Consider the following 26,480-nt stretch of genomic DNA (forward strand, 5'->3'; position numbering starts at 1 on the left):
CAGCCTTGCAGACGGGCGGGGGAGGGTCGGAGCCACGAGCGGGGTGCGACGGCTCAGCTGACGCCGCGGCGCTCGTCCAGCCGGGCCATGGCCGGCGTGGCCGTCACGCCGTGGAGCAGCACCGAGACGATGACCGTGAAGGCGACCGTGGACCACAGCCACGCCTCGCCGGGCACCTCCTCGTGACTCGTCGCGTAGGCCAGGTAGTAGAGCGAGCCGACGCCGCGGACGCCGAAGAACGCCACGGCCATCCGTTCGCCCTGGTCGAGGCCCCCGTCCGTGCGCTCGTCGCGCGCGAGCAGCGACAGTGCGGCGTACCCGGCCAGCGGTCGGACCACGAGCACCAGCGCCACGGCGACGAGGACGCCGCGCCAGTCGAGGTGGTCGAGCAGGCCGCGCGTCATCGCCATGCCGAGCACGAGCAGGACCATGAGGGTCATCAGCCGCTCGAGCCGCTCGACGACGCCGTGCATCGCGCGCTGGTAGGAGTGCCCGCGCTCGGAGGCCCGCAGGCGCATCGCGCAGGTGAAGACCGCGAGGAAGCCGTAGCCGCCGACGAGCTCCGCGGCGCCGTACGCCGCCAGCAGTGCGGCCAGCGCGAGCAGCGGCTCGCCGTGGTCGGCCAGACGCAGCGTGTCGCTGCGCGCGTGGAAGGCCTGGCGGCCCAGCAGCCAACCGATCGCCAGGCCGACGGCGACGCCGAGCACGATCTTGCCCACGAGGTACCAGCCGATCCACTCACCGGCGTCCAGCACGGTGAAACCCCCGGCGAGCAGGAGCAGCGCCAGGTGGACGAACGGGAACGCAAGGCCGTCGTTGAGGCCGGCCTCGGCGGTGAGGGAGAACCGGATGTCGTCGTCCTCGGTGGGACGTTGCTTGTCCTCGCGCTCGTCGATGTCCTCGGTGAGCGGCTCGCCCACCTGGACGTCGGAGGCGAGCACCGGGTCGGTGGGCGCGAGGACGGCGCCGAGCAGCAGGGCGACGGCCGGCGCGAGCCCGGCCACCCACCAGCCGAGCACCGCGACGCCCAGGATGGTCACCGGCATGGTGACGGCGAGCAGTCGCCAGACGGGCGACCAGGTGCGCCACGACCGCCAGGACCGCAGGTCCAGGGTGCGCTCGATGGCCAGGCCGACGCCCATCAGCGAGACCAGCACGGTGAACTCGGTGACGTGCGTGACCAGCGTGCGGTGGTCCTGCGGGTCGAGGCTGACGTCCCCGGCCAGTGGCAGCAGCCCGATGAGCATCCCGACCGCGACGAGGACCATCGGCGGGGACACCGCGATGCGGCGCGTGACCTGCGGCAGCACGATCGCGAGCAGCAGGGACAGGCCGAGGAGGAGGTAGACCGCGGCCCCGGTCATCGGGTCCCGGTGGTCCGGGTCGTCAGGTGGTTGAGCATGGAACCAGTCTCGCAGTCGACCCCTCGCACTGTCGCTTCGTCGTCACCCCGGCGGGCGGGCGGCGGGCGGCGGCGGGCGGAGTGTCGGGGCCCCGCGGCGGGTCAGCGCGGGCGCTTGGCGTCGTACGACGCGGCGCTGTCGTCCATCGCCTGCTCGTAGGCCGCGACCAGTCCGGCGACGGTCAGCGGCTTGAGGCGGTGGACCATCTCGCGCAGCTGCTCGGGGGTGCCCCCGGCGTCGCGGAAGGGCGGCCAGACGAGGGTCCGGACGACCTCGGACAGCTCGGCGGCCACCTGCCGGCCGTGCTCGGCGTACACCTCGGCGACCGCGGCCGCGGCCTCCGGCGGGACGCCGAGGCCGGCCAGACCCTCGGCGACGTCGACGTGGCGCTCGCCGGTGACCGGCGCGAGCAGGGACAGGTGCAGCGCGATGTCCGAGGGGGTGGCGTCGGCGGGGATGCGCTCGACGTACTTCTCGATGGCGGCGAGGGTGAAGCCGTGGCCCTGGAGCTCGCGGACCAGCTCGAGGCGGGCGACGTGCTCGGAGGAATAGTAGCCCGAGCGGCCGCGGCGGATCGGCGGTGGCACGAGGCCGCGCGAGGTGTAGAAGCGGACGTTGCGCACGCTGGTGCCGACGCGCTCGGTGAGCTCGTCCAGGGTGAGGAGCAGGTCGTCGGTGGTGTCGTCGTCGTACGCCTCGTCGGTCATCGTCGTCCCTCCCTTCCGCGTGAGCCGGGCCACACTGGTTGACCACGGTGACAGTAATGGTGTCACAATCGAGGGGCGGGTCTCCACACTCCCTCGACACACCCTCTCGACACCGAAGGACGGTCATGGCAGAGGCATTCATCTACGACCACATCCGTACGCCGCGCGGCAAGGGCAAGGCCGCCGGCTCCCTGCACGAGGTCAAGCCGGTCGACCTGGTGGTCGGGCTGCTCGACGAGGTGCGGACCCGCAACCCCGGCCTCGACCCGGCCCGCGTGGACGACGTGGTGCTCGGCGTGGTCTCGCCGCTGGGTGACCAGGGCGGCGACATCGCCAAGACCGCTGCCCTCGCGGCGGGCTACCCCGAGACCGTCGCCGGTGTGCAGCTCAACCGCTTCTGCGCCTCCGGCCTCGAGGCGGTCAACCAGGCGGCGTCCCGCGTCCGCGGCGGCTTCGAGGACCTCATCCTCGCCGGCGGCGTCGAGTCGATGAGCCGCGTGCCGATGGGCTCCGACGGCGGCGCCTGGGCGATGGACCCGGCCACCGCGCTCACCACCGGCTTCGTCCCGCAGGGCATCGGCGCCGACCTGATCGCCACCATCGAGGGCTGGAACCGCGACGACGTGGACGCCTTCGCCGCCGAGTCGCACCACCGCGCGGCCAAGGCCTGGGCCAACGGCTACTTCTCCGACGCGGTGATCCCGGTCCGCGACCGCAACGGCCTCACCGTGCTCGACCACGACGAGCTGATCCGCCCCGACACCAGCCCCGAGGGGCTGGCCGGGCTCAAGCCGTCCTTCGCGCAGATCGGCCGCGACGCCGGCTTCGACGACGTGGCCCTGGAGAAGTACCACTGGGTCGAGCGGATCGACCACGTCCACCACGCCGGCAACAGCTCCGGCATCGTCGACGGTGCCGCGATCATGGCCATCGGCAGCGAGCAGGTCGGCAGCGACCTCGGCCTCACCCCGCGGGCGCGGATCATCGCCACCGCGGTCTCCGGCGCCGACCCGACGATCATGCTCACCGGTCCCGCCCCGGCCGCCCGCAAGGCGCTGGCCAAGGCCGGCCTCGAGGTCGACGACATCGACCTCTTCGAGATCAACGAGGCCTTCGCGGCCGTCGCGATGCGCTTCATGCGCGACCTGGGCATCTCCCACGACATCACCAACGTCAACGGCGGCGCGATCGCCATGGGCCACCCGCTCGGCGCGACCGGCGCGATGATCCTCGGCACCCTCGTCGACGAGCTCGCCCGCCGCGACCAGAAGCGCGGCCTCGCCACGCTCTGCGTCGGTGGCGGCATGGGCATCGCCACCATCGTCGAGCTCGTCTGAAAGGCAGTCACCCACTCATGAGCACCACCACCACTGAGACCGCCGTCCGCTACGAGCGCGACGCCGACGGCATCGTCACCCTCACCCTCGACGACCCCACGTCGCGGGCCAACACCATGACCGAGCTCTACCAGCGGTCCATGGACGCGGCCGTCGACCGCCTGTACGACGAACAGGACGACGTCGTCGGCGTCGTGGTCGCCAGCGCGAAGAAGACCTTCTTCGCCGGCGGCAACCTCACCCTGATGTCGCAGGCCACCCCGGACGACGCGGAGCAGATCTTCGCCTCCGGCGAGGCCATCAAGGCCGGCCTGCGCCGCCTCGAGCGCTTCCCCCGCCCGGTGGTCGCCGCGATCAACGGCGCCGCCCTCGGCGGCGGCCTCGAGATCGCGCTGGCCGCCAACCACCGGATCGCGGTCGACGACCGCTCGGTCAAGATCGGCCTGCCCGAGTCCACCCTCGGCCTGCTCCCCGGCGGCGGCGGCGTGACGCGCGTCGTACGCATGCTCGGGCTGCAGACCGCGCTCATGGACGTGCTGATGCCCGGCACCCAGTTCGACCCGCAGGGCGCGCTGGCCAAGGGCCTCGTCGACGAGCTGCTGCCGACCCGCGAAGAGCTCGTCCCGGCCGCGAAGGCGTGGATCCTCGCGCACCGCGACGACGAGGAGGCGGCCACCAAGCCGTGGGACCGCGCGGGCTACAAGATGCCCGGCGGCACCCCGAGGACCCCGGCGCTGGCGGCGTTCCTGCCCGCCTTCCCGGCGCTGCTGCGCAAGCAGACCAAGGGCGCCGTCTACCCCGCCCCGCGCGCGATCCTCAGCGCCGCGGTCGAGGGTGCGCAGGTCGACTTCGACACCGCCTCGCGGATCGAGTCGCGCTACCTCACGAGCCTGATCGTCAACCAGGGCTCCAAGAACATGATCCAGGCGTTCTTCTTCGACCTCCAGGCGATCAACTCCGGGTCGCTGCGCCCCGAGGGCGTCGAGCGCTGGAAGGCCACCAAGGTCGGCGTCCTCGGCGCCGGGATGATGGGCGCCGGCATCGCCTACGCGTGCGCCCGCGCCGGCATGCAGGTCGTGCTCAAGGACGTGTCCACGGAGAACGCCGAGAAGGGCAAGGCCTACACCGCCAGGCTCAACGCCAAGGGCATCGAGCGCGGCAAGCTCACGCAGGACAAGGCCGACGAGCTGCTCGGCCGGATCACCGCCACCGGCGACCCGGCCGACCTGACCGGCTGCGACCTGGTCATCGAGGCGGTCTTCGAGGACCCGGCGCTGAAGGCCACGGTCTTCGCCGAGGTGGCGCCCTACGTCGATGACGACGCGCTGCTGTGCTCCAACACCTCGACGCTGCCGATCACCGAGCTCGCCGACGGCATCGACCGTCCGGCCGACTTCATCGGCCTGCACTTCTTCAGCCCCGTCGACAAGATGCCGCTGGTCGAGATCATCCGCGGCAAGGAGACCTCGGACGTCGCGCTGGCCAAGGCGTACGACGTCGTCCAGCAGATCCGCAAGACGCCGATCGTGGTCAACGACTCGCGCGGCTTCTACACCTCGCGGGTCATCGGCACCCAGATCAACGAGGGCCTGACGATGCTCGCCGAGGGCGCGCACCCGATATCGCTCGAGCGGGCCGCCACGCAGGCCGGCTTCCCGGTCGGGCCGCTGCAGATCAGCGACGAGCTCAACATGGAGCTGATGGCCAAGATCCGCAAGGCCACCGCCGACGCCGCCGCCCGCGAGGGCCGGGAGCTGCCCGAGGACCGGGCCGGCGAGGTCATCGCCACGATGATCGAGGCGGGTCGCCCGTCGCGGCTCAAGGGCGCCGGCTTCTACGAGTACGACGAGTCCGGCCGCCGGGCCGGCCTGTGGTCCGGGCTGGGCGGGACGTTCCCCGTCTCGCAGGAGCAGATCCCCTTCGCCGACATGAAGGACCGGATGCTCTTCATCGAGGCGATCGAGACCGCGAAGTGCTTCGAGGAGGGGGTCATCACCTCCGCCGCCGCGGCCAACATCGGCTCGATCATGGGCATCGGCTTCCCGGCCAGCACGGGTGGCGCCGCGCAGTTCATGACCGGCTACCAGGCACTCGACGAGCGCGGGCGTCCCGTCGGCGAGATCGGGCTCGGCGCCTTCCTGGCCCGGGCCGACGAGCTCGCGGACGCGTACGGCGAGCGGTTCCGCCCCACGGCGTACCTCCGCGACCTGCACGCGAAGGGCGAGTCCTTCCCCGCCTGAGCGAGAGGGCACTTCCTGACACGTGAGACGTGCCGACCGGGCACTTCCTGACACCTGAGACGTGCCGACCGGGCACTTCCTGGCATCTGGTGCGGTCAGGAAGTGCCCTCTCGGCGGGGTGGTGCGGTCAGGAAGTGCCCTCTCGGCCTACTCGCGGTCGTGCAGCTCGATGCTGTCGACGATCCCGAGCAGGGCGTCCACCTCCGCCGGCGGGGTACGACGGGTCCACGAGGCCCACACCAGGAAGGACTCCCCGTCGACGTCGATGACCCAGGCATCGTGCATCTCGCCGGGGTCTCCCAGGCCGATCGGGCCCGGCGTCGCCTGGAAGAGGAACTCGCGCAGACAGCTCGGGACGCCGTCCGGCACCCGGAAGCGCACGTGCACGGCAGCGTGGCCGGCGTGCGTGCCGGAGGTCGGTCCCTGCACGACGTGCAGGCCCGGGGTGTGCGTGAGGGCCTGCACGAACCTCGAGGTGCCACCCTCGCGTACGTCGGCCATGGTGCACCCGCGTTGGGCGATCCACTGGACCTGCAGCAGCCGCACGTCGGCGTACCAGTCGGCACGGGTGAGGACCCGCTCGTTGTCCTTCGCGTCGTGCGTCACCTGCCGGCCCAGGCCCTCGAACCGGTTCGGGCCCTCCCAGGCGTTCCAGCCCCGGGGAAGGGTCAGCCGCACCGTGGGGCTGTAGGGACCCACGGACGAGGCGAACTCGTAGGTCCCTGCGGGCAGGGTGGTCATGGTGGGTCCGGGCCACGGCGTCACCCCGGACTCGGTGTGCTCTGCCGGCTGCGGACTCGAGGGTGCGGCGCCCTGTGCGGCGAGCAACCCGCTCACGGCCAGGACGCAGGCAGCCACCGCACCCGTCACGGCGTACCGCCGCCGCCGGCGCGCCCGTCCCGCCCTCTCGATCAGGTCGAACGCCGGCACGGGCGTGGTGAGCTCGGCGTCCTCGCGGAAGGCCTCCAGCAGCGGCTCAGACATGGTCGACGCCTCCTTCGGCGTAGGCGAGCCGCGAGGCGAGGGCCTCTCGTCCGCGGCTCAGTCGTGACTTGACGGTCCCGGTCGGTACGCCGAGCTCCTCGGCGATCTCGTGGACGGGCAGGTCCGCGAGGTAGTGCAGGGCGATGACCTGTCGCTGCGCCTCCGGCAGGGACCGGAGGGCGGTGATGATCTCGACGTGGTCCTCGAGGGCGGCCGGGTCGCGGGGAGCCACCATCCGGTCGCGCGCCCGCTGGCCGTTGCGCCGCTTGCGCCACCGGCTGCGGTGCACGTGGATGGCCGTGGTGCGCAGCCAGGCCTCGGGGTTCTCCACGCGCAGGAAGCGGCGCCCGGCCGCTGCCGCCCGGACGAAGGCCTCCTGGACCACGTCCTCGGCCTCGTCGAAGCTGTCGGTCACGCCGTACAGCTGCACCACGAGCCTGCGGTAGCTCGCGTCGAACACGTCGCGGAGGGACACGCGGTCCTCGAGATCCGGCATCCGCCCGAAGGTGATGGAGTCTTCGTCCATGCCCGCCTCCTGGATGGGATGACCACAACGACTCCCCAGCGCCACACGGGGTTCCGTCGCCGCAGGGACTTCTCGTCGGCGTGCTGCGCCGTGGCGAGGCAGGCTCACGGCTGCCCCCGGTCGCGAAGCACGAGGGAGTCGACCATCGCCCGCACCTCGCTCACCGCCGAGTGAGGTGCGCGCGGCGTCCAGCCCGCCCAGACGAGCAGGGGCTCACCGTCCACGTCGAGGATCTGGGCGTCGTAGGTGCTGCCACCCCCGCTGCCGTCGATGTAGCCCTGCGAGGTCTCGAACAACGCCGCGTCCGGACAGCCGAGCTGTCGGCCGAGCTCCCGCAGTCGCAGGCGCGCGGCGGGACGGCCGGCGTGGACCCCGCGGTGTGGGCCGGACATGACTGCCAGTCGGGGGACGTCCGTCAGCGCGCGCAGCAGCGCCGCCGGGCTGCTGGTCGATGTGTCCCTCGTCGTGCAGCCCGGTCGGGCGGTGGCAGTCACGCTCGCGACGAGCATGCCGACGCGCCAGTCGGGCTCCTCCCGGAAGAGGACCACGGTGCCCGCCCCCCACGCCCCGAACCCCTCGAGCCGGCTCGGCCCGGGCCACGCCCGCCATCCGGTCGGGACGGTGACCCGGGCCACCGGGAACGCCTCGACCACTCGGGCGTGGCGCTCGGCCACCCGGCCGGAGTCGAGGGCGAGTCGTCCCCACGGCGTGAGGTCGTAGGTGCCCTTCCCCAGGGTGGTCGGGACGGGGCTCGGGTAGGGCCGCACGAGCGAGGGTGCCGTGCTCGGTCCGGGGTCGGGCGACCCCTGCTGCCCCTCGGTCAGGAAGACGGCGACGACCAGGACGGATACAGCCAGAGCGCCGGCGACCGAGTGTCGCCGGCGCCGTCGCGCATACCCGTCGGCCTCGATCAGGTCGAACGCGACCTCCGGGTCGACCGCCTCGGGTTTCCGGAGAGGTGTGCGCGGCCGTCGCCCTGTCGGGGTCGGTCCGTCCGTCCGGTGTCGGCGCTGAGTGCGGTGCGCGCGGATCGCGGCGGCACGCAGCCATCCCTCGGGGTCCGCCACCTGCCAGAACCGGGGCCCGGACGCGACGGCCCGCACAAAGGCCTCACGGACGGCCGCCTCGGCCTCGTCGAGGTCGCCGGTGATTCCGTGCAGCACGACCACCAGCCGGTCGTGGCACCTGTCGTACACGTCTCGGACGGAGACACAGTCGCCCGGATCCTGCATCCGCCCGAAGGTGATGGAGTCTTCGTCCATGCCCGCCTCCTGGATGGGATGACCACAACGACTCCCCAGCGCCACGCGGGGTTCCGTGTCGTCCCGGACTCGTTCCACATCCTTTCCATGGTGCGCCGCGGGTGCCGCGGTTGGGACTGGCCCGTCCGGACCAGTTCGCGGTCTGGTGCGGTCAGGAAGTGCCTTCTCGGCGGTCTGGTGCGGTCAGGAAGTGCCCGGTCGGCCTGTTCGTGCTGCCAGGAAGTGCCCTCTCGGCGGTCCGGTGCGGTCAGGAAGTGCCCTCTCGGCGGATTCGGGCCACGGGACGCGCCGACTCGGGGAGGATGGGCCGGTGAGCCAGCCCGCCGTCCACCCCGTCATCGACGTCCGCGGTCTGCACGTGCGCTTCGGCGAGGTGGAGGCCGTGGCCGGCATCGACCTGCGGGCTGAGGCCGGCCACGCGACCGCCCTCCTGGGCCGCAACGGCGCGGGCAAGTCGACCACGATGCGCGTGCTGGCCGGGGTCGTCCCGCCCACCGCCGGGTCGGTCCTCGTCGGCGGGATCGACGTGGCCGCGGACCCCGTCGCGGTCAAGCGCCGCGTCGGCTACTGCCCCGACGTCGGCGGGCTCGTCCCGCGCGCCACCCCGTGGGAGCACCTCCAGCTCGCCGCCCGCCTGCGCCGCCTCGACGACTGGGAGGTCCGCGCCCGCGACCTGCTCGAGCGCTTCGAGCTCGGCGACGTCGCCCATCGCGTGACCAGCGGCTTCAGCCACGGCATGGGCCGGCGCCTCTCCGTCGTCCTCGCCGCCCTCCACGAGCCGGAGGTGCTGCTGCTCGACGAGCCCTTCGACGGCGTCGACCCGCTCGGGGTGGAGGCCACGCAGGCGGTCATCGAGGACGCCCGCGCCCGCGGCGCCAGCGTGCTCGTCTCCACCCACCTGCGCGACCTGGCCATCCAGGCCTGCAGCACCGCGGTCGTGCTGCGCGGCGGCGCGCAGGTCGCCGCGATGGAGGCCGACGAGCTCAGCGGGGAGGCCGGCGCCGATGCCTACCGCGCGCTCCTCGACTGACCCGCTCGCCGCCGGCTGGGTGCGGGCGGTCGCCGACCTCGGCCACCTGATGCGCTTCCGCGCCGCAACGGTACGACGCCCGCGCACCACCGCCGTCGCCGTGCTGGTCCTGCTCGGGGTCACCCTCGCCGCCTCGGTCGGACCCCTCCTCGTCGAGGGCGCCGGATCGGGGACGGTGCTGGAGGACCACCTCGGCGCCATGCTCGCGGGCTTCCTCGTCCTGGCAATCGCGTCGTCGATGGCGTCGGGCGGCGGCCGTGAGCTCGTGCCGCGGGAGCAGGCGGCGATCCACCCGATCGACCACCGGACCGAGCACCTGGGCGCCCTGGTCCTGGCCCCGCTCAACTTCGCCTGGCTCCTCCAGGCGTGGCTGCTCCTCGGCGTCACCGCGCGGATCACCGGCAGCGACGGCTGGCTGGGCGGCCAGGCGGTCGCCGCGGCGTGGGTCGTGTGCGCCACGGCGCTGGCCCAGGTCGTCGGCTGGCTGGTCGAGACGGTCCGCCGGACCACGCACGGCATCGCCGTGGTGCGCACGGTGGCCGTCGTGCTCGCCGTGGTCGGGGTCGGCCTGCAGGCCACGCACCGCCTGCTGCCCCTGCTCGACGCCCTGCCGACCCACCACCTCGCCGACGCCATCACGGTGCGCGACGGCGCGAGGCCGGTCGTGCTGGCCCTGCTGGCGCTGACGGCGGCCGCGGTGGTCGCCGGTGCCCTGCCCGCCGGCGTCGCGCTGCGGCGTACCCCTCGTGAGGAGCTCAAGGTCGAGTCCGGCAGCCACCCCGCGCGGTCGCTGCCCAGCAGCGACCTCGCCGTGCTGCGCCGCATCGACCGCGGGTCGGTGTGGCGCTCGGTGCCGATGCGGCGGGGCCTCGTCGTCCTCGCCCTCGGGCCCGGCCTCGTGGCGCTCGGCGGTGGCATGGACTGGACCGAGGTGCTCGTGCTGCCGGCGCTGGTGGTGAGCGGCGGTGCACTGCTTTTCGGGGTCAACGCCTGGTGCCTCGACGGGCGCGGCGCACTGTGGCGCGAGAGCCTCCCGGTCGAGCCCGGGACCGTCTTCGCCGCCCGCGCGCTCACCCTCGCCGAATGGCTGGGCTCCGCGGCCGTCGTCACCATTGCGCTGGCCGCCCTGCGCGCAGGTGTCCCGAGCGCCGTCGAGGTGCTGGCGCTGGCGACCACCATGGTCGTGGTGACGCTCCAGGTGGTGGCGGTGTCGATGTCCTGGTCTGGTCGCCGGCCCTTCCCGGTGCAGCTGTCCTCGGCGCGCGCCACCCCGGCGCCGCCGATCGTCATGGTGGGCTACTCCGCGCGGCTGGCGGTCAGCACGACGCTGACCGCGATGCTCTTCTCCGCGGCGGCCCAGACGCCGGCGTGGTGGCTGGTGCCGGTGATGGCGGTGCCGTTCCTGCTCTGGTCGTGGGTCCGGCTGCGCCGGGCACGAGGCTGGTGGGTGGACGCGTCCCAGCGCGCCCGCGTGGTCGTGGCCGTCGCGGCCTGACGCCTGTCGGTGGGGTGGCTCAGCCCCGCGGGACCGACAGCACCGAGCACTCGGACTGGGCGACGCTCATCTCGCCCACGGCCGGGTCGTCGAAGCGCGCCATCAGGGTGGAGACCGACGCGTCGCGGATGGTCTCCGCGTCGAGCCGCCCGTCGAGGCACGCGGCGTACGCGTCGGCGTCGAGGCGGCCCTTGGTCAGGGCCTCCTGTGCCTCGGTCGACTCCGCCACGAAGTCGGTGCAGCTCATCTGGGCCTCGGTCCACGCCTCCGCGACCGGCCGGTCCAGGGTCGCCAGGGTGCCTCTCGGGCGGTAGGAGGCGTCGAGCACCCCGCCGTCGCGCAGCTCCTCGGGGCTGACCCGGCCGAGCAGGTCGTCGGCGAAGCACTCCGCCGCGTCCGCGTCGTCGCCGGACGCGCGCTCCCCGGCGTACAGGTCGACGAGCGCCGTGCGGACCTGGGCGGGCGAGGACGCCGGAGCGGTCACGGTGTCGGCCTCGGCCTCGGCGGTGCAGGCGGCGAGCCCCGGGAGGGACGCCGCGACGATCAGGGTGAGCACCGCGAGGCGCTCGGGTCGCGTGTGCACGCGCATTGGGTGGTTCCCCTCAGTGGTGACCGCCCCGCGGCCGTCTGACCTGAAGCCTAGTGACGACCGCGGGCAGCGGCTCACCCCTTGGGCTGGCGGATGACGATGGTGGCCATGACCTTGTCGGAGAAGGTCTGCCGCTTGGAGTCCCAGATCGGCCACAGGTAGCCGATGTTGCACAGGACGGTGTCGAGGACGTGCGCGATCTGCCGCACGAACGACAGGCCGGGCCCGACCGGCTGGCCGGTCTCCTCCTTGACCAGCTTGATGCCCATGACGCCCTTGCCGATCGTGTAGCCGGTCTTGCCCTGGCGGAAGACGATGTTCCAGATCGAGAAGGCCACCACGAGCACGGCGCCGAGCAGGACCAGGCCGAAGGCGAGCCCGCCGCCGCCGGTCAGCTCCGAGGTGGTCACCCCGGTGACCGGGTCCGTGGTCGTCTCGGTGTTGGCGGCGAGCACCACGACGCCGATCAGCCCGGGCACGTAGGCGATCAGGGTGATCAGGCCGTCGATGAGGTACGCCGCCACGCGCTGGATCCACGAGGCGTACGGAGGAGTGAAGCCGGGCTGGGCCACGCCGTACCCGCCCTGCGCATAGGCCGGCTGCTGGCCGTAGGCGTCCTGGCCGTAGGGGTTCTGGGCCGACGGGTCCTGGCCGTACGGCGACGGCGGCTGCTGGCCGTACGGGTTCTGACCGTAGGGGTCCGGACCCTGGCCGGCGGGCGGCTGGCCGTAGGGATCGGACGGCGGGTTGCCGTAGTTCGACATGGGTGGTTCCCCTTGCTGGATGTGGGCCCGCGGGCGCGGCCATGGGTCGGTCGGGCGACACCCTGGAGGGCGTCGTCCCGGGGTACTGCCCATTCGCATCGGGTCGAAACCCCCGGTGTGGACGGGTGCATACGTGGTATACATACCCGGTATCCATCGGCCACGGGGGCCGGTGGGCGCACCGCGAGGAGACGCGATGTCGATCAGGCAGGCGATGCTGGCGCTGCTGGAGGACGGGCCGATGTACGGCTACCAGCTGCGCGTCGAGTTCGAGCAGCGCACCGGCTCCACCTGGCCGCTCAACGTCGGGCAGGTCTACACGACCCTGTCCCGGCTCGAGCGCGACGGCCTCGTCGAGCAGGTGGTCGGCGAGGGGGCCGACCACGCGTCCGACGATGCGGGCCACGTGGTCTACCGCGTCACCGAGGCGGGCAGGGGCGAGGTGTCGGAGTGGTTCACCACCCCGGTGCCTCGCACCCAGCCCCCGCGCGACGAGCTGGCCATCAAGCTGGCCCTCGCGGTCACCGTCCGCGGCGTCGACGTCGGGACCCTCATCCAGCGGCAGCGCAGCGCCACCATGGCCGCGCTCCAGGACTACACCCGGCTCAAGCGGTCGGGTCGGGCCGCGACGCCCGACCAGCCCGAGGACCTCGCGTGGAGCCTGGTGCTCGACGCGCTCGTCTTCGACGCGGAGGCCGAGATCCGGTGGCTCGACCACTGCGAGGCGCGGCTGCGGCGGGCGGCCGTCGACGGCGTACGGCGCGACGCGAGGTCGACGCCCGACACGAGCGCCAGCACCGCGCCCGACCGGAGCGTCCGATGAGCGCGCCCGTGCTGCACCTCGACGGCGTCACCCGCATCCACGGCGAGGGCGAGACCGAGGTGCACGCGCTGCGCGGGGTCTCCTTCCGTGCGCACGCAGGGGAGCTGGTGGCGGTGATGGGCCCGTCCGGCTCGGGCAAGTCCACCCTGCTGACCCTGGCCGGCGGTCTGGACCAGCCCACCCGCGGCACCGTCCGGATCGAGGGCGAGGACGTCGGCGCCCTCGGCAACGCCGGGCGCGCCCGCATGCGGCGTACGTCGGTCGGCTACGTCTTCCAGGCCTTCAACCTCATCCCGGCACTCACTGCGGCCGAGAACGTCGCGCTGCCCCGCGAGCTGGACGGCGAGAAGTCCCGCGCGGCTCGCCGCCTCGCGATGACTGCGCTCGAGGAGGTCGGGATCCTCGACCTGGCCGACCGCTACCCCGACGCCATGTCCGGGGGCCAGCAGCAGCGGGTCGCCATCGCGCGCGCGATCGTGGGGGAGCGCCGGCTGATCCTGGCCGACGAGCCCACCGGCGCGCTCGACACCGACACCGGCGAGGAGATCCTGCGACTGCTGCGGGCGCGCTGCGACGCCGGCGCGGCCGGGGTGCTCGTCACCCACGAGGCCCGGCACGCCGCCTGGGCGGACCGGGTGGTCTTCCTGCGCGACGGCGTCGTGGTCGACGAGTCCGGCGCCGACCCGGTCGACGACCTGCTCGAGCCGGAAGCCGCCCGGTGAGCCGATCGGGGGGCCGATCCGGGGGCCGGTTCGCGGGCTGGTCCGCGGGCTGGCGACCGGCCCTGCGCCTGGCGCGCCGCGACGCCCTGCGCGCGCGGGGGCGCAGCCTGCTTGTCCTGGTCATGATCGCGCTGCCGGTGCTCGCGGTGACGGCGGCCGCCGTGGTCCAGGCGACGGCCGACGTCGCCGGGGTCGAGGGCGCCGACCGCCGGATGGGCGCCGCCGAGGCCCGCATCCGCCCGGTCGGCGGGACCGTCTTCCAGGCCCCGGACCCCGACGACTACGGCGCGGGCGGCTGGGGGAGCGACGCCGACGGCGACGCCGACAAGCCGTCGTACGACGCCGTGACGGCCGTGCTCGGGCCCGACGTCCGGGCGATCACGCTGCGCGAGGGCTGGACCGAGATCCCGCTGGGGGAGCGTCGGGTCAGCGTCACCGCCCGCGAGGTCGACCTGAGCGACCCGCTCGCCGACGGCCTCTTCGAGATCACCGCCGGCCGGGCGGCCGAGGCTCCGGACGAGGCCGTGGTCAACGACGTGCTCGTCGAGCGTGGCGTCGGCCTCGGCGACAGCGTGACCGTGGGGGACCGCGAGCTCGAGGTGGTGGGCACCGGCCGCCACACGACGGTGAGCGACACCGCCACGATCGACGTGCTGCCCGACGCGCTCGGACCGGGCTTCGCCGACTACACGCCGGACGTCGACTGGCTCGTCGACGGCGACCCGGTGATGTGGTCCGACGTCCTCGCCCTCAACAAGGCGGGCCTCGTCGTGACGTCCCGCGCCGTGCTGGCCGACCCGCCGCCGGTGCAGGAGATGGCCGAGCAGCTGGGCTACGACACCGGGTACGGCGACGTGGTCGCCATCGTCGCCCTCGTCGTGACGATGGCCCTGCTCGAGGTGGTGCTGCTGGCGGGACCGGCCTTCGCGGTCAGCGCCCGGCGGCAGGCCCGCTCGCTGGCCCTGATGGCCGCGACCGGGGGGACGCCGCGGCAGGCGCGGCGGGTGGTGCTCGCCTCCGGGATCGTCCTCGGCGCCCTCGCGGCCCTCGTCGGCGCCGTGCTCGGGGTGGTGGTCGGCTGGGCCCTGCTGCCGCTCGCCCAGCGCTGGTCGGGCGAGTGGTTCGGACCGCTCGACGTGGACTGGCGCATCGTCGCGGTGGTGGCTGCGTTCGGCCTGCTGTCGGCGGTGCTCGCCGCCGTGGTGCCCGCCCACATCGCGTCCCGCCAGGACGTGGTCGCCGTGCTCGCCGGCCGTCGTGGCGACCGCCCGCCTTCCGCCCGGACGCCCGTGCTCGGCCTCGTCCTGCTCGGCGCCGGCGTCGCGCTGTCGGCGTACGGCGTCTCGGCCTCGAGCAGCGGCCACTGGGCCATCGCGGTCTCCGCGATCGTGTCGGTGTTCGGGATGATCCTCGTGGTGCCGGTCGTGGTCTCGGCGGTCGCCAGGCTCTCGCGGCTCCTGCCGCTGTCCCTGCGGTACGCCGCTCGCGACGCGGCGAGGCACCGCACCCGCACCGTCCCGGCCGTGGCCGCCGTCGCCGCGACCGTCGCCGGCGTGGTGACCCTGGGGATCGCCCTCAGCTCCGACGAGGCGCAGAACGAGGCGACGTACTCCCCGTCGCTGCCGCTCGGCGCGGCCATCGTCAACATCTATCCCAGTGCGCCGATGAACGGCGACGTCGAGACCGTGCCCGCCGGGACCTGGGACGACGTGGAGGCGGCCGTGCGGGCGCGCACCGGCGACCTCGAGGTGCTCCGCGGCGTCCAGCACCTCGCGGCCGACGGCACCGACATCAGCCTCGACTTCCGGGAGCCGGGCGACCGGACGCCGCTGCTGGAGTACTGGGGAGGCCGCCTCGACGGGACTGCCGTCGTCACCGACGCGGTCCCGGCGATGGCCGGCCTGACCGGCGAGGACCTGGACTCCGCGCGAACGGCCCTCGCCGCCGGCCGGGCCGTGGTCTTCACCCAGCGTCCGACCACGGCCGACACCACCCGCCTGCGCGTCGACCTCTACGACCCGGTCGACGACACGTCCTCGGTCCGCAGGCTCGACTGGCCGGCGACCTACGTCGATGCGGGCGACCAGACCCCGGTCGCCCAGGCCCTCGTCCCGCCGTCCCTGGCCGCCGAGCTCGACCGGCCGCTCGGGATCGCCGGGATCTACGTGGGCGACGCGGGGCTCAGCGCGTCGGACGAGACCGAGCTGGCCGAGGTGCTGGGAGGCATCACCGAGGACGCCTCGCTGTACGTCGAGCGCGGCTACCAGGCCCCTGACGAGGTGCTCGTCGTCCAGCTCATCCTGGCCGCTCTGGGCGGGGTGCTCATGCTCGGCGGCACGCTGACCGCGACCTTCCTCGCCCTCTCCGACGCCCGACCCGACCTGGCGACCCTGGCGGCCGTGGGCGCCGAGCCCCGGACGCGGCGGCGGGTGGCGGCGTCGTACGCGCTGGTCGTCGGCTTCGTCGGCGCGCTGCTCGGCGCGGTCGTGGGCTTCATCCCCGGCATCGCGATCACGTGGCCGCTGACCTACCAGTCCGCCGACCTGCTGGGCGGTTCGGGCGAGGCGACCGGGCCCTTCATCGACGTGCCCTGGCTGCTCGTCCTGGGGCTGGTCGTCGCGCTGCCGCTCGTCACCGCCGCCGTGGTCGGGCTCTCCGCGCGCTCGCGGCTGCCGCTGGTCACCCGCCTCGACTGACGAGAGGGCACTTCCTGACACCTGGATCCCGCCGACCGGGCACTTCCTGGCACCTGGATCGCGCCGACCGGGCACTTCCTGACACCTGGGTCGTGTCGACCGGGCACTTCCTGACACCTGGGTCGCGCCGCTCCGGGGTCTGAGATGTCAGGAAGTGCCCGCTCGGCGGTCGGGAGGTGTCAGGAAGTGCCCTCTCGGGGGTCTGAAGTGTCAGGAAGTGCCCTCTCGGCAGAAAAAGTCAGGCTTGACTGTTTGTTGTTACAGGCCGCACGATGGGTCCGTGACCCCCCCGTCCGCGCCGGTCGCCCGGGTGCCCCAGCAGGAGCGCACCCGGGCGATGCGGCTGCGGCTGCTGGAGGCGACGGTCGAGTGCCTGGTCGAGCACGGCTTCGCCGGGACGTCGACCACGCTGGTCTCCGAGCGGGCCGGGGTGAGCCGGGGCGCGCAGCTGCACCACTTCCCGACCAAGAACGACCTCGTCGTCGCCGCTGTCGCGCACCTCACCGACATCCGCGGCGCCGAGCTCCAGGCGGCGGTCGACACCCTCCCGCGCGGGCGGCGTCGTACGCGTGCCGTCCTGGCCGTGCTCGGCGACCACTTCAGCTCGCCCGTCTTCGCCGCGGCGCTCGAGCTGTGGGTCGCGGCCCGCACCGACGAGACGCTGTACGCCGCGGTCGCGCCGCTCGAGCAGCGCGTCGGGCGCGAGACGCACCGACTCACCGTCGAGGCGCTCGGCGCCGACGAGTCGCGACCCGGCGTGCGCGAGCTCGTCCAGGCCACCCTCGACCTCGTGCGCGGGCTCGGCCTCGCCAACACCATCTCCGACGACGCCCGCCGGCGTCGCCGCATCCTCGACCACTGGGCCGACGTGCTCGACCGGGAGCTCGCATGACGCCGACGCCGGGTTTCGAGGCTCGCTCCGCTCGCACCTCAACCAACGAAGGGTCGATGGCATGACCGACGTGCTCCGCACCGTCCTGACCGACCTCGCTGCCGAGGGGGACCGACTCGACGCGCTGGTCGCCGACCTCGACGAGGCCGGCTGGCGCACCCCGACGCCGGCCGCCGGGTGGGACGTCGCCACCCAGGTCGGGCACCTGTCCTGGACCGACGAGGTCGCGACGCTGGCGGCCCGGGCCGGTACGCCGGAGGGCAAGGCGGCGTGGGACGAGGTGGTGATCGCCGCCATCGGCGACCCGGACGGGTTCGTCGACGCGAGCGCGCTGGAGATCGGCCGCGACCCCGACCTGCTCGACCGCTGGCGGCAGGGACGCAAGGCGCTCGCCACTGCGCTCGCCGAGGTGCCGACGGGGGAGAAGCTGCCGTGGTTCGGGCCCCCGATGTCGCCCACCTCGATGGCGACCGCGCGCTTCATGGAGACCTGGGCGCACGGCCTCGACGTCCACGACGCCCTCGGCGTCGAGCCCGAGGACTCGACACGGATCCGCCACGTCGCTCACCTCGGCGTACGCACCCGCAACTTCGCCTTCGCCACCCGCGGCCTCGCCGTGCCAGGCGAGGAGTTCCGCATCGACCTCGCCGCCCCCGACGGCGACGTGTGGTCGTGGGGACCCGAGGACGCCGCCCAGACGGTCACCGGCTCGGCCGGCGACTTCTGCCGGCTGGTCACCCAGCGCGTCCACCGCGGCGACACCGACCTCGTCGCCGTCGGCCCCGACGCCGACCGCTGGCTCGACATCGCCCAGGCCTTCGCGGGCCCGCCCGGCGAGGGGAGGGCGGCGCGATGACCGAGGGACAGCAAGGCGTGCTGCGGATCGGCAACTGCTCCGGCTTCTACGGCGACCGGCTGACGGCCATGCGGGAGATGCTCGAGGGCGGCCCGCTCGACGTGCTCACGGGCGACTACCTCGCCGAGCTGACGATGCTGATCCTCGGTCGCGACAGGATGAAGGACCCCGACCTCGGCTACGCGCGCACCTTCGTGCGACAGGCCGAGAACTGCCTCGGCCTCGCCCTGGAGAACGGCGTGCGGATCGTCGCCAACGCCGGCGGCCTCAACCCCGCCGGCCTCGCCGACCGGCTCCGCGAGGTCGCCCGCGGGCTGGGCCTCGACCCCGCGGTCGCCCACGTCGAGGGCGACGACCTGCGCCCCCTCGGCCTCTGGGACGGCGCGCTCACCGCCAACGCCTACCTCGGCGGCCTCGGCATCGCGGCCGCCCTGCGCGCCGGCGCCGACGTGGTCGTCACCGGCCGGGTCACCGACGCCTCCCTGGTCGTCGGGCCCGCGGTCGCGCACCACGGCTGGACGCCCGAGCAGTACGACGAGCTGGCCGGCGCCGTCGTCGCCGGCCATGTCCTCGAGTGCGGGACCCAGGCCACCGGCGGCAACTTCAGCGGCTTCCTCTCCCTGCCCGACCGGGACCGGCCGCTCGGCTTCCCGCTGGCCGAGATCGCCGCCGACGGCTCCAGCGTGATCACCAAGCAGGCGGGCACCGGTGGTGCCGTCACCGTCGACACCGTCACCGCCCAGCTGGTCTACGAGATCCAGTCCACCCGCTACCTCGGCCCGGACGTCACGACGCACCTCGACTCGATCCGGCTCGACCAGCAGGGGCCCGACCGGGTGGCGATCTCCGGCGTCCGTGGCGAGGAGCCACCGCCGCAGCTCAAGGTCTGCGTCAACGAGCTCGGCGGCTTCCGCAACTCCGTCGAGCTCGTCCTCACCGGCCTCGACGTGGAGGCCAAGGCCGAGTGGGTGCGCGACCAGCTCACCTCGGCGCTCGCCGGCCGCCCGCCGCAGGAGACCTCCTGGTCCGAGGTCGTCATCCCGCCCGCCGACGCCGCCACCGAGCAGGGTGCGTCGACGCTGCTCCGCTGCACGGTCAAGGACCCCGACGCCGGCCCGGTCGGCCGCCCGTTCACCGCCGCGGCCGTCGAGCTCGCGCTGGCGTCGTACCCCGGCTTCACCCTCACCGCCCCGCCGGCCCCGCCCACGCCGTACGGCGTCTACCGCGCCCGCTACGTCGACCGCGCACAGGTGGTGCACACGGTCGTGCACGCCGACGGCACCCGGGAGACGGTCCCCGACCCGCCCGTCGCGACGGGCGCCCACCAGCCCGACATCGGCATCCGCCCCTCGCCGTACCCCGCCGACGCCGACGTCCTGACCCGGCGGCTGCCGCTCGGCACGTTCGTGCACGCACGCTCGGGCGACAAGGGCGGGGACGCCAACCTCGGGCTCTGGGTCGCCCGCGACGGCTCGGAGCGGCGCGACGCGCGGATCCAGTGGCTGAGCAAGCTGATCACCCCGCGGCGGATCCGCGAGCTGGTGCCGGAGGCGGCCGACCTCGAGGTCGACTGCTTCCTGCTGCCCGACCTGGGCGGCGTCAACGTCGTGATCCACGGCCTGCTCGGCGACGGGGTGGCCGCGTCCACGCGGTTCGACCCGCAGGCCAAGGGTCTGGGCGAGTGGGTGCGATCGCGCCACGTGTCGATCGAGGACGGACTGCTGTGAGTGCTGAGAGGGACGCCCTGCGGGCGACGGCGACCGAGTTCGTACGCCGCGAGGTGGCGCCCCACCTCCAGGAGTGGGAGGACGCCGGCTCGGTGCCGCGGGAGCTGCACGCCACCGCGGGCGCGCTCGGGCTGATCGGCGTCGCCTTCCCGGAGGAGGTCGGCGGCTCGGGCGGCGACCTCGCCGACAGCGTGGCAATGCAGGAGGCGATGTTCGCCGCCGGTGCGTCGAGCGGGCTGATGGCGGCGCTCTTCACCGCCGGGATCGCGCTGCCGCACATCTCCGCGACCCGCGACCCCTACCTCGTCGACCGCTTCGTCCGGCCCACCCTGGCCGGCGAGCTCATCGGCTCCCTCGCCGTCACCGAGCCCGGCGGCGGGTCGGACGTCGCGGGCATCACGACGCGCGGGGTCGTCGACGGCGACGAGCTGGTGATCAACGGCGCCAAGACCTTCATCACCAGTGGCGTGCGCGCCGACTTCGTGACCACCGCCGTCCGCACCGGCGGCCCCGGCCACACCGGGATCTCGCTGGTCGTCGTCGAGAAGGGCACGCCCGGCTTCACCGTCGACCGGACGCTGCGCAAGATGGGCTGGCACTGCAGCGACACCGCCGAGCTGTCGTACGTCGACGTGCGGGTCCCGCTGCGCAACGTGGTCGGCGAGCTCGACTCGGGCTTCTACCAGATCGCCGAGCAGTTCGTCGTGGAGCGGATCGCGCTGGCCGTGCACGCCTACGGCATCGCGGCCCGCAGCCTCGAGCTGACCGCGGCGTACTGCCGCGAGCGCCTCGCGTTCGGCACCCCGCTCATCGGCAACCAGGTGGTGCGGCACCGCCTGGTCGAGATGCACCGCCAGGTCGACGTGGCGCGCGCCTACACCCACCACGTCGTCGAGCGGCACCTCGCCGGCGACACCGTCATCGCCGAGGCGGCGCTGGCCAAGCAGACGGCGGTCGACTGCGCGACGTACGTCTGCCACGAAGCGGTGCAGCTGCACGGCGGCACCGGATACATGCACGGGACCGAGGTGGAGCGGCACTACCGCGACGCCCGGATCCTGCCCATCGGAGGAGGAGCCACCGACGTGCTCACGGATCTTGCGGCCCGACTGCTGGGGTACTCCTCGTGAGGGGCCCGTTCCGTCCCCTCGGCGACGAGGTCACGGTCTGGATGGACGCGCCGCCGGCGAAGGTCTGGGACCTGGTCAGCGACGTGACCCGGATCGGGGAGTTCAGCCCCGAGACCTTCGAGGCGAAGTGGACCCGCGGCTCCACGGGCCCCGAGGTGGGTGCGCAGTTCGCCGGCCACGTGAGGCGCAACGGCGTCGGCCCTACGTACTGGTCGCCGTGCCAGGTCACGCAGTGCGTGCCGGAGGAGGTCTTCGAGTTCGCCGTCGGCACCGACGCGGTGACCATCAACAACTGGGGCTACCGGCTTGCGCCGCGCGACGGCGGGACCGACGTGACGGAGTACTTCCGCCTCCAGTCGACGCTGCCCGTGCGCCTCTACTGGCTGGTCCTCGGGCCGCTGCGCTCGCGCACCAACGTGCGCGGGATGCGCACGACGCTGGAGCGGATGAAGGCGGTGGTGGAGTCGTGAATGCCCCACGGCCTTCTTCTCCTCCGCTGCGCTCCCCCGAACAAGGCCGCGGGGACCCCGCAACGAGCACGAACCGCGAGGCCATGCTCGAGAAGCTCGCCGACCTCGACGCCCAGCACGCCGTCGCCGTCGCCGGCGGCGGGGAGCGGTACGTCGAGCGCCACCACGCCCGCGGCAAGCTCCTGGCCCGCGAGCGCATCGAGCTCCTGTTGGACCCGGGCAGCGCGTTCCTCGAGCTGTCGCCGCTGGCCGGCTGGGGGTCGGACTTCACCGTCGGTGCCTCGGTCGTCACCGGCATCGGCGTCATCGAGGGCGTCGAGTGCATGATCACCGCCAACGACCCGACCGTGAAGGGTGGCGCGAGCAACCCGTGGACGGTGAAGAAGATCTTCCGGGCCTCGCAGATCGCCGAGGAGAACCGGCTCCCGACCGTCGCGCTCGTGGAGTCCGGCGGCGCAGACCTGCCGACGCAGAAGGAGATCTTCATCCCCGGCGGCAAGCTGTTCCGCGACATCACCCGCTCGTCGGCGGCGAAGGTGCCGACCGTCGCGCTGGTCTTCGGCAACTCGACCGCGGGCGGTGCCTACGTCCCCGGGATGTCGGACTACACCGTGATGGTGCGCGAGCAGGCCAAGGTGTTCCTCGGCGGCCCGCCGCTCGTCAAGATGGCCACCGGCGAGGAGTCGGACGACGAGTCGCTCGGCGGGGCCGAGATGCACGCCCGGACCTCGGGGTTGGCCGACTACCTCGCCGAGGACGAGCGCGACGCGATCCGGATCGGCCGGCGGATCGTGGCCCGGCTCAACTGGCGCAAGTTTGGGGTTTCCGGGGGAGTCCCCGCTCAGCCGGGGACTCTGTCACCGCGTGACCGTTGCAACGGTCACACGGTGACCGACTCGCCGACACAGTCCTACGCCGAGCCCGAGGCCGACGCCGAGGGCCTGCTCGACCTCATCCCGACCGACCTCAAGGAGCCGTTCGACCCGCGCGAGGTCATCGCCCGCATCGCCGACGGCCGCAGCGCGTCCAACGGCGCGGTCTTCGACGAGTTCAAGCCGCTGTACGGCGCGAGCCTGGTCACCGGCTGGGCGCGGATCCACGGCCACCCCGTCGGCATCCTGGCCAACGCCCAGGGAGTGCTGTTCTCCGAGGAGGCGCAGAAGGCGACGCAGTTCATCCAGCTGGCCAACCAGGTCGACACCCCACTGCTCTTCCTGCACAACACCACCGGCTACATGGTCGGCAAGGACTACGAGCAGGGCGGGATCATCAAGCACGGCGCGCAGATGATCAACGCGGTCAGCAACAGCACGGTCCCGCACATCAGCGTCCTCATGGGCGCGTCGTACGGCGCCGGCAACTACGGCATGAACGGTCGCGCGTTCGACCCGCGCTTCCTCTTCACCTGGCCCAACGCGAAGTCCGCCGTGATGGGCCCCGCCCAGCTCGCCGGCGTGCTGAGCATCGTCGCGCGCGCCGCGGCCGAGGCCAAGGGACGCGACTACGACGAGGAGGGCGACGCCGGGATGCGCGCGATGGTGGAGCAGATGATCGAGGAGCAGAGCCTGCCCTACGCGCTCTCCGGGATGCTGTACGACGACGGGGTCATCGACCCGCGCGACACCCGCACCGTCCTGGGCATCTGCCTGTCGGTCATCGCCAACAGACCCGTCGTCGGCACCGACCGGTTCGGGGTGTTCCGGACATGACGATCCAGAGACTGCTCGTGGCCAACCGTGGCGAGATCGCCCGCCGGGTCATCGCCACCTGCCGACGGCTCGGCATCGAGACCGTCGCGGTCCACTCCGACGCCGACGCGGGGATGCCCTTCGTCGCCGAAGCCGACGTCGCCGTACGCCTGCCGGGCAACGCGCCCGCCGACACCTACCTGCGCGCCGACCTGGTGATCGAGGCGGCCCGGCGCACCGGGGCCGACGCGGTCCACCCGGGCTACGGCTTCCTGTCGGAGAACGCCGACTTCGCCCGCGCCGTCGGGGCGGCGGGGCTCACCTGGGTCGGCCCGACGCCGGAGTCGATGGAGGCGATGGGCTCCAAGGTCGAGGCCAAGCAGATCATGCGGGCCGCGGGCGTGCCGACCCTCGAGGCGCCCGAGCAGCCCACCGAGGCCGACCTGCCGCTGCTGGTCAAGGCGTCCGCCGGAGGTGGCGGTCGCGGCATGCGCGTGGTCCGCGACCTGTCGGCGCTCGAGCGGGAGATCAAGGCCGCGCAGGCGGAGGCGACCAGCGCCTTCGGCGACGGCACGGTCTTCGTCGAGCCGTACGTCGAGCGGTCCCGCCACGTGGAGGTGCAGGTGGTCGGCGACCGGTTCGGCCGTGTCGTCATGCTCGGCGAGCGCGACTGCTCGCTGCAGCGCCGCCACCAGAAGGTCGTCGAGGAGGCGCCCGCCCCCGACCTCGCCGCCGAGGTCGCCGCCGAGCTGCACGAGGCGGCCCGAAAGGCGGCGGAGGCGATCGGCTACGTCGGGGCCGGCACGGTCGAGTTCCTCTACGACCCCGCCACCGAGCGGTTCTTCTTCCTCGAGATGAACACCCGGCTCCAGGTCGAGCACCCGGTGACCGAGGCGGTCTTCGGCGTCGACCTCGTGGAGCTCCAGCTCCGGGTGGCCGAGGGCACCGCCCTCGACGAGCGCACCGACGCGCCCCGGGGCCACGCGATCGAGGCGCGGATCTACGCCGAGGACCCGGCGGCCGACTACCAGCCGCAGTCGGGCCGGCTGACGGCCTTCGAGGTGCCGGGCGACTGGACCTTCGAGCAGCCCGGTCGCGGCGTACGCGTCGACGCCGGCTTCGGGGCGGGCGACGAGGTGTCGACGCACTACGACGCGATGCTCGCCAAGGTCGTCGCCTGGGCGCCGACCCGCGCCGAGGCCGCCCGGATGCTCGCCACCGCCCTGCGGCGCGCGCGCATCCACGGCGTCACCACCAACCGCGACCAGCTCGTCGACGTGCTCGCCGACCCGGCCTTCCTCGCCGGGGAGGTCTCCACCGCCCTGCTGTCCGACGGCACCCACGGCCAGCTCGACCGCACCAGCCAGCAGCGGTGGTCGGCGATCGCCGCGGCGGTCGCCCTCGCCGAGCACGACCGGCACGCCCGCACCGTGCAGCAGGGGATCCCGGTCGCCTGGCGCAACGTCGTCTCGCAGCCGCAGCGCACGCTGCTCGCGGTGGCGGGGCGCGAGGAGCCCCTGGTCGTGGAGTGGTTCGGCACCCGCGACGGGTACGGCGTCGACGGCGCCACCGTGCTCGCTGCCGGCCCCGACGCGGTCACGCTCGAGATGGACGGACTGGCCACGACGTTCGCCGTCGCGGTCACCGCCGGGGCGGTCGACGTCGACTCGGCCCTGGGCCACGTACGGCTGGCTCCGGTCCCGCGCTTCACCGACCCGGCCGACGCGGTGGCGAGCGGCAGCCTGCTGGCGCCGATGCCCGGAACGGTCGTCAAGGTCGCCGTCGCCGACGGCGAGGACGTCGCCGCGGGAGACGTCGTGCTCGTCCTCGAGGCCATGAAGATGCAGCACTCGGTCACCGCCCCGTCCGCGGGCACGGTCACCGTCAACGTCACCACCGGCCAACAGGTCGCCGCAGGCGAGGTCCTCGCCGTCGTAGAAGGAGCAGACGCATGAGCACGTCCACCGAGTCCCCGTTCCAGGAGAGCCAGGAGCGCCGCGAGCTGCGCGTCCAGGTCGCCAAGCTCGCCGGCAAGTACGGCCGCGAGTGGTTCACCGAGCGGGCCCGCGCCGGTGAGAAGACCACCGACCTGTGGCTCGAGATCGGCCGCGCGGGCTACCTCGGGATCAACATCCCCGAGGAGTACGGCGGCGGCGGTGGCGGGATCGGCGACATCGCCGCGGTCTGCGAGGAGCTCGCCGCCCAGGGCTGCCCGTTGCTGCTCATGGTGGTCAGCCCGGCCATCTGCGGGACCATCATCAGCCGCTACGGCACCGAGGTGCAGAAGCAGCGCTGGCTGCCCGGCATCGCCGACGGCACCGGCACGATGGCCTTCGCGATCACCGAGCCCGACGCCGGCACCAACTCCCACAACATCACCACCACCGCCCGCCGCGACGGCGACGAGTGGGTGCTCACCGGCCGCAAGATCTGGATCTCCGGCATCGACGAGGCCGACAACGTGCTCGTCGTCGCCCGCACCGAGGACGCCCGCACCGGCAAGCTCAAGCCCTGCCTCTTCGTCGTCCCGACCGACGCCGACGGGTTCGAGGCCCACGCGATCCCCATGGAGATCGTCTCGCCGGAGAAGCAGTTCCAGGTCTTCATCGACGACGTCCGGCTGCCCGCCGACGCGCTGGTCGGCGACGAGGACGGCGGGCTCGTGCAGCTCTTCGCCGGCCTCAACCCCGAGCGGATCATGGCGGCGTCGTTCTCCACGGGCCTGGCCCGGTTCGCCCTCGACCGCGCCGCGGCGTACGCCAAGGAGCGCACCGTCTTCAAGGACCCGATCGGCGCCCACCAGGCCATCGCCCACCCGCTCGCCCAGTCGCACATCGAGATCGAGCTGGCCCGGCTGATGACGCAGAAGGCGGCCGCGCTGTACGACGCCGGAGACGACCTCGGAGCCGGCGAGGCCGCCAACATGGCCAAGTACGCCGCCGCCGAGGCCGCCTGCGACGCCGCGGACCGGGCCGTGCAGACCCACGGCGGCAACGGCATCAGCCAGGAGTACGGCATGGCCGGGCTGCTCGTCGCCACCCGCGCGGGCCGGATCGCGCCGGTGAGCCGCGAGATGATCCTCAACTTCGTGGCGATGCACAGCCTGGGGCTGCCGAAGTCCTACTGATCGCCGCAGGAC

The 26,480-nt window shown here is 73.4% G+C and carries 22 protein-coding genes; 15 read left to right on the forward strand and 7 right to left on the reverse strand.

Going from position 1 to position 26,480, the window contains the following annotated elements; translation table 11 throughout:
* Positions 1-53: 53 nt before the first annotated feature.
* Both ASG94_RS11075 and ASG94_RS11080 read right to left on the reverse strand, forming a co-directional pair.
* Positions 54-1,364: a cation:proton antiporter gene (locus ASG94_RS11075; protein WP_056926534.1), complete on the reverse strand. Its 1,311-nt coding sequence runs from the start codon at positions 1,362-1,364 to the stop codon at positions 54-56.
* Positions 1,365-1,504: 140 nt separating this feature from the next.
* Positions 1,505-2,110, reverse strand: a complete 606-nt coding sequence (locus ASG94_RS11080) for a helix-turn-helix domain-containing protein (protein WP_056926535.1) — start codon at positions 2,108-2,110, stop codon at positions 1,505-1,507.
* A gap of 125 nt (positions 2,111-2,235) precedes the next feature.
* Between ASG94_RS11080 and ASG94_RS11085 the strand changes: the two genes are divergently transcribed.
* Positions 2,236-3,447, forward strand: a complete 1,212-nt coding sequence (locus tag ASG94_RS11085; protein WP_056926536.1) for an acetyl-CoA C-acetyltransferase — start codon at positions 2,236-2,238, stop codon at positions 3,445-3,447.
* Positions 3,448-3,464: 17 nt separating this feature from the next.
* Positions 3,465-5,687, forward strand: a complete 2,223-nt coding sequence (locus tag ASG94_RS11090; protein ID WP_056926537.1) for a 3-hydroxyacyl-CoA dehydrogenase NAD-binding domain-containing protein — start codon at positions 3,465-3,467, stop codon at positions 5,685-5,687.
* A gap of 147 nt (positions 5,688-5,834) precedes the next feature.
* On the opposite strand, the gene ASG94_RS11095 is transcribed toward ASG94_RS11090, so the two are convergent.
* The 3 genes from ASG94_RS11095 to ASG94_RS11105 form a co-directional block, all read right to left on the reverse strand.
* Positions 5,835-6,671: a hypothetical protein gene (locus tag ASG94_RS11095; RefSeq protein WP_056926538.1), complete on the reverse strand. Its 837-nt coding sequence runs from the start codon at positions 6,669-6,671 to the stop codon at positions 5,835-5,837.
* Positions 6,664-7,197, reverse strand: a complete 534-nt coding sequence (locus ASG94_RS11100) for an RNA polymerase sigma factor (RefSeq protein ID WP_235537237.1) — start codon at positions 7,195-7,197, stop codon at positions 6,664-6,666. The genes ASG94_RS11095 and ASG94_RS11100 overlap by 8 nt, the downstream gene beginning before the upstream one ends.
* 104 nt (positions 7,198-7,301) lie before the next feature.
* Positions 7,302-8,459: an RNA polymerase sigma factor gene (locus ASG94_RS11105; protein WP_056926539.1), complete on the reverse strand. Its 1,158-nt coding sequence runs from the start codon at positions 8,457-8,459 to the stop codon at positions 7,302-7,304.
* Positions 8,460-8,769: 310 nt separating this feature from the next.
* On the opposite strand from ASG94_RS11105, the gene ASG94_RS11110 reads away from it, so the two are divergent.
* Together ASG94_RS11110 and ASG94_RS11115 are read left to right on the forward strand one after the other, a co-directional pair.
* On the forward strand, positions 8,770-9,489 hold the full coding sequence (locus ASG94_RS11110; protein ID WP_056926540.1) for an ABC transporter ATP-binding protein: 720 nt from the start codon (positions 8,770-8,772) through the stop codon (positions 9,487-9,489).
* Positions 9,464-10,984 carry a hypothetical protein gene (locus ASG94_RS11115; RefSeq protein ID WP_056926541.1) on the forward strand — a complete coding sequence of 507 codons (1,521 nt, stop codon included), beginning with the start codon at positions 9,464-9,466 and terminating at the stop codon, positions 10,982-10,984. The genes ASG94_RS11110 and ASG94_RS11115 overlap by 26 nt, the downstream gene beginning before the upstream one ends.
* 19 nt (positions 10,985-11,003) lie before the next feature.
* Here ASG94_RS11115 and ASG94_RS11120 read toward each other — a convergent pair whose 3' ends face one another.
* Together ASG94_RS11120 and ASG94_RS11125 are read right to left on the reverse strand one after the other, a co-directional pair.
* Positions 11,004-11,567, reverse strand: a complete 564-nt coding sequence (locus ASG94_RS11120) for a hypothetical protein (RefSeq protein WP_156411552.1) — start codon at positions 11,565-11,567, stop codon at positions 11,004-11,006.
* 80 nt (positions 11,568-11,647) lie between these two features.
* Positions 11,648-12,337, reverse strand: coding sequence for an RDD family protein (locus ASG94_RS11125; protein ID WP_056926543.1), 690 nt, complete (start codon positions 12,335-12,337; stop codon positions 11,648-11,650).
* A gap of 196 nt (positions 12,338-12,533) precedes the next feature.
* Between ASG94_RS11125 and ASG94_RS11130 the strand changes: the two genes are divergently transcribed.
* The 11 genes from ASG94_RS11130 to ASG94_RS11180 all read left to right on the forward strand — a co-directional run bounded on the left by ASG94_RS11130 (position 12,534) and on the right by ASG94_RS11180 (position 26,468).
* On the forward strand, positions 12,534-13,160 hold the full coding sequence (locus ASG94_RS11130; protein WP_056926544.1) for a PadR family transcriptional regulator: 627 nt from the start codon (positions 12,534-12,536) through the stop codon (positions 13,158-13,160).
* A complete protein-coding gene (locus ASG94_RS11135; RefSeq protein ID WP_056926545.1) occupies positions 13,157-13,882 on the forward strand; it encodes an ABC transporter ATP-binding protein in 726 nt (241 codons plus the stop codon). Before ASG94_RS11130 ends, ASG94_RS11135 begins: the two co-directional genes overlap by 4 nt.
* Entirely contained in the window at positions 13,879-16,578 is a 2,700-nt protein-coding gene (locus ASG94_RS11140) for an ABC transporter permease (protein ID WP_156411553.1), read from the forward strand. The genes ASG94_RS11135 and ASG94_RS11140 overlap by 4 nt, the downstream gene beginning before the upstream one ends.
* 280 nt (positions 16,579-16,858) lie before the next feature.
* Entirely contained in the window at positions 16,859-17,470 is a 612-nt protein-coding gene (locus tag ASG94_RS11145; protein ID WP_235537238.1) for a TetR/AcrR family transcriptional regulator, read from the forward strand.
* 61 nt (positions 17,471-17,531) lie between these two features.
* The gene (locus ASG94_RS11150) at positions 17,532-18,326 is read left to right on the forward strand and encodes a TIGR03084 family metal-binding protein (protein WP_056926547.1); all 795 of its coding nucleotides are present in this window, start codon (positions 17,532-17,534) and stop codon (positions 18,324-18,326) included.
* Positions 18,323-20,053 (forward strand): acyclic terpene utilization AtuA family protein, encoded by a 1,731-nt coding sequence (locus ASG94_RS11155; protein WP_056926548.1) that lies wholly within the window; start codon positions 18,323-18,325, stop codon positions 20,051-20,053. Before ASG94_RS11150 ends, ASG94_RS11155 begins: the two co-directional genes overlap by 4 nt.
* Complete coding sequence (locus ASG94_RS11160) at positions 20,050-21,183, forward strand: acyl-CoA dehydrogenase family protein (RefSeq protein WP_056926549.1); 1,134 nt, start codon at positions 20,050-20,052, stop codon at positions 21,181-21,183. The genes ASG94_RS11155 and ASG94_RS11160 overlap by 4 nt, the downstream gene beginning before the upstream one ends.
* Complete coding sequence (locus tag ASG94_RS11165) at positions 21,180-21,653, forward strand: SRPBCC family protein (protein WP_235537239.1); 474 nt, start codon at positions 21,180-21,182, stop codon at positions 21,651-21,653. The genes ASG94_RS11160 and ASG94_RS11165 overlap by 4 nt, the downstream gene beginning before the upstream one ends.
* Before the next feature lie 83 nt (positions 21,654-21,736).
* Positions 21,737-23,362 carry an acyl-CoA carboxylase subunit beta gene (locus tag ASG94_RS11170; protein ID WP_056926550.1) on the forward strand — a complete coding sequence of 542 codons (1,626 nt, stop codon included), beginning with the start codon at positions 21,737-21,739 and terminating at the stop codon, positions 23,360-23,362.
* On the forward strand, positions 23,359-25,296 hold the full coding sequence (locus ASG94_RS11175) for an acetyl/propionyl/methylcrotonyl-CoA carboxylase subunit alpha (protein ID WP_056926551.1): 1,938 nt from the start codon (positions 23,359-23,361) through the stop codon (positions 25,294-25,296). Before ASG94_RS11170 ends, ASG94_RS11175 begins: the two co-directional genes overlap by 4 nt.
* A complete protein-coding gene (locus ASG94_RS11180) occupies positions 25,293-26,468 on the forward strand; it encodes an acyl-CoA dehydrogenase family protein (RefSeq protein ID WP_056926552.1) in 1,176 nt (391 codons plus the stop codon). Before ASG94_RS11175 ends, ASG94_RS11180 begins: the two co-directional genes overlap by 4 nt.
* Positions 26,469-26,480: the final 12 nt, after the last annotated feature.

This window comes from Nocardioides sp. Soil805 (genome assembly GCF_001429625.1).
Taxonomy (GTDB): domain Bacteria; phylum Actinomycetota; class Actinomycetes; order Propionibacteriales; family Nocardioidaceae; genus Nocardioides.

What these genes read in the sequence shown, in the direction of transcription:
- ASG94_RS11075 (WP_056926534.1), bottom strand. Translation starts at nt 1,364, where the DNA reads ATGACCGGGGCCGCGGTCTACCTCCTCCTCGGCCTGTCCCTGCTGCTC.
- ASG94_RS11080 (WP_056926535.1), bottom strand. Translation starts at nt 2,110, where the DNA reads ATGACCGACGAGGCGTACGACGACGACACCACCGACGACCTGCTCCTC.
- ASG94_RS11085 (WP_056926536.1), top strand. Translation starts at nt 2,236, where the DNA reads ATGGCAGAGGCATTCATCTACGACCACATCCGTACGCCGCGCGGCAAG.
- ASG94_RS11090 (WP_056926537.1), top strand. Translation starts at nt 3,465, where the DNA reads ATGAGCACCACCACCACTGAGACCGCCGTCCGCTACGAGCGCGACGCC.
- ASG94_RS11095 (WP_056926538.1), bottom strand. Translation starts at nt 6,671, where the DNA reads ATGTCTGAGCCGCTGCTGGAGGCCTTCCGCGAGGACGCCGAGCTCACC.
- ASG94_RS11100 (WP_235537237.1), bottom strand. Translation starts at nt 7,197, where the DNA reads ATGGACGAAGACTCCATCACCTTCGGGCGGATGCCGGATCTCGAGGAC.
- ASG94_RS11105 (WP_056926539.1), bottom strand. Translation starts at nt 8,459, where the DNA reads ATGGACGAAGACTCCATCACCTTCGGGCGGATGCAGGATCCGGGCGAC.
- ASG94_RS11115 (WP_056926541.1), top strand. Translation starts at nt 9,464, where the DNA reads ATGCCTACCGCGCGCTCCTCGACTGACCCGCTCGCCGCCGGCTGGGTG.
- ASG94_RS11125 (WP_056926543.1), bottom strand. Translation starts at nt 12,337, where the DNA reads ATGTCGAACTACGGCAACCCGCCGTCCGATCCCTACGGCCAGCCGCCC.
- ASG94_RS11130 (WP_056926544.1), top strand. Translation starts at nt 12,534, where the DNA reads ATGTCGATCAGGCAGGCGATGCTGGCGCTGCTGGAGGACGGGCCGATG.
- ASG94_RS11135 (WP_056926545.1), top strand. Translation starts at nt 13,157, where the DNA reads ATGAGCGCGCCCGTGCTGCACCTCGACGGCGTCACCCGCATCCACGGC.
- ASG94_RS11150 (WP_056926547.1), top strand. Translation starts at nt 17,532, where the DNA reads ATGACCGACGTGCTCCGCACCGTCCTGACCGACCTCGCTGCCGAGGGG.
- ASG94_RS11155 (WP_056926548.1), top strand. Translation starts at nt 18,323, where the DNA reads ATGACCGAGGGACAGCAAGGCGTGCTGCGGATCGGCAACTGCTCCGGC.
- ASG94_RS11170 (WP_056926550.1), top strand. Translation starts at nt 21,737, where the DNA reads ATGCTCGAGAAGCTCGCCGACCTCGACGCCCAGCACGCCGTCGCCGTC.
- ASG94_RS11175 (WP_056926551.1), top strand. Translation starts at nt 23,359, where the DNA reads ATGACGATCCAGAGACTGCTCGTGGCCAACCGTGGCGAGATCGCCCGC.
- ASG94_RS11180 (WP_056926552.1), top strand. Translation starts at nt 25,293, where the DNA reads ATGAGCACGTCCACCGAGTCCCCGTTCCAGGAGAGCCAGGAGCGCCGC.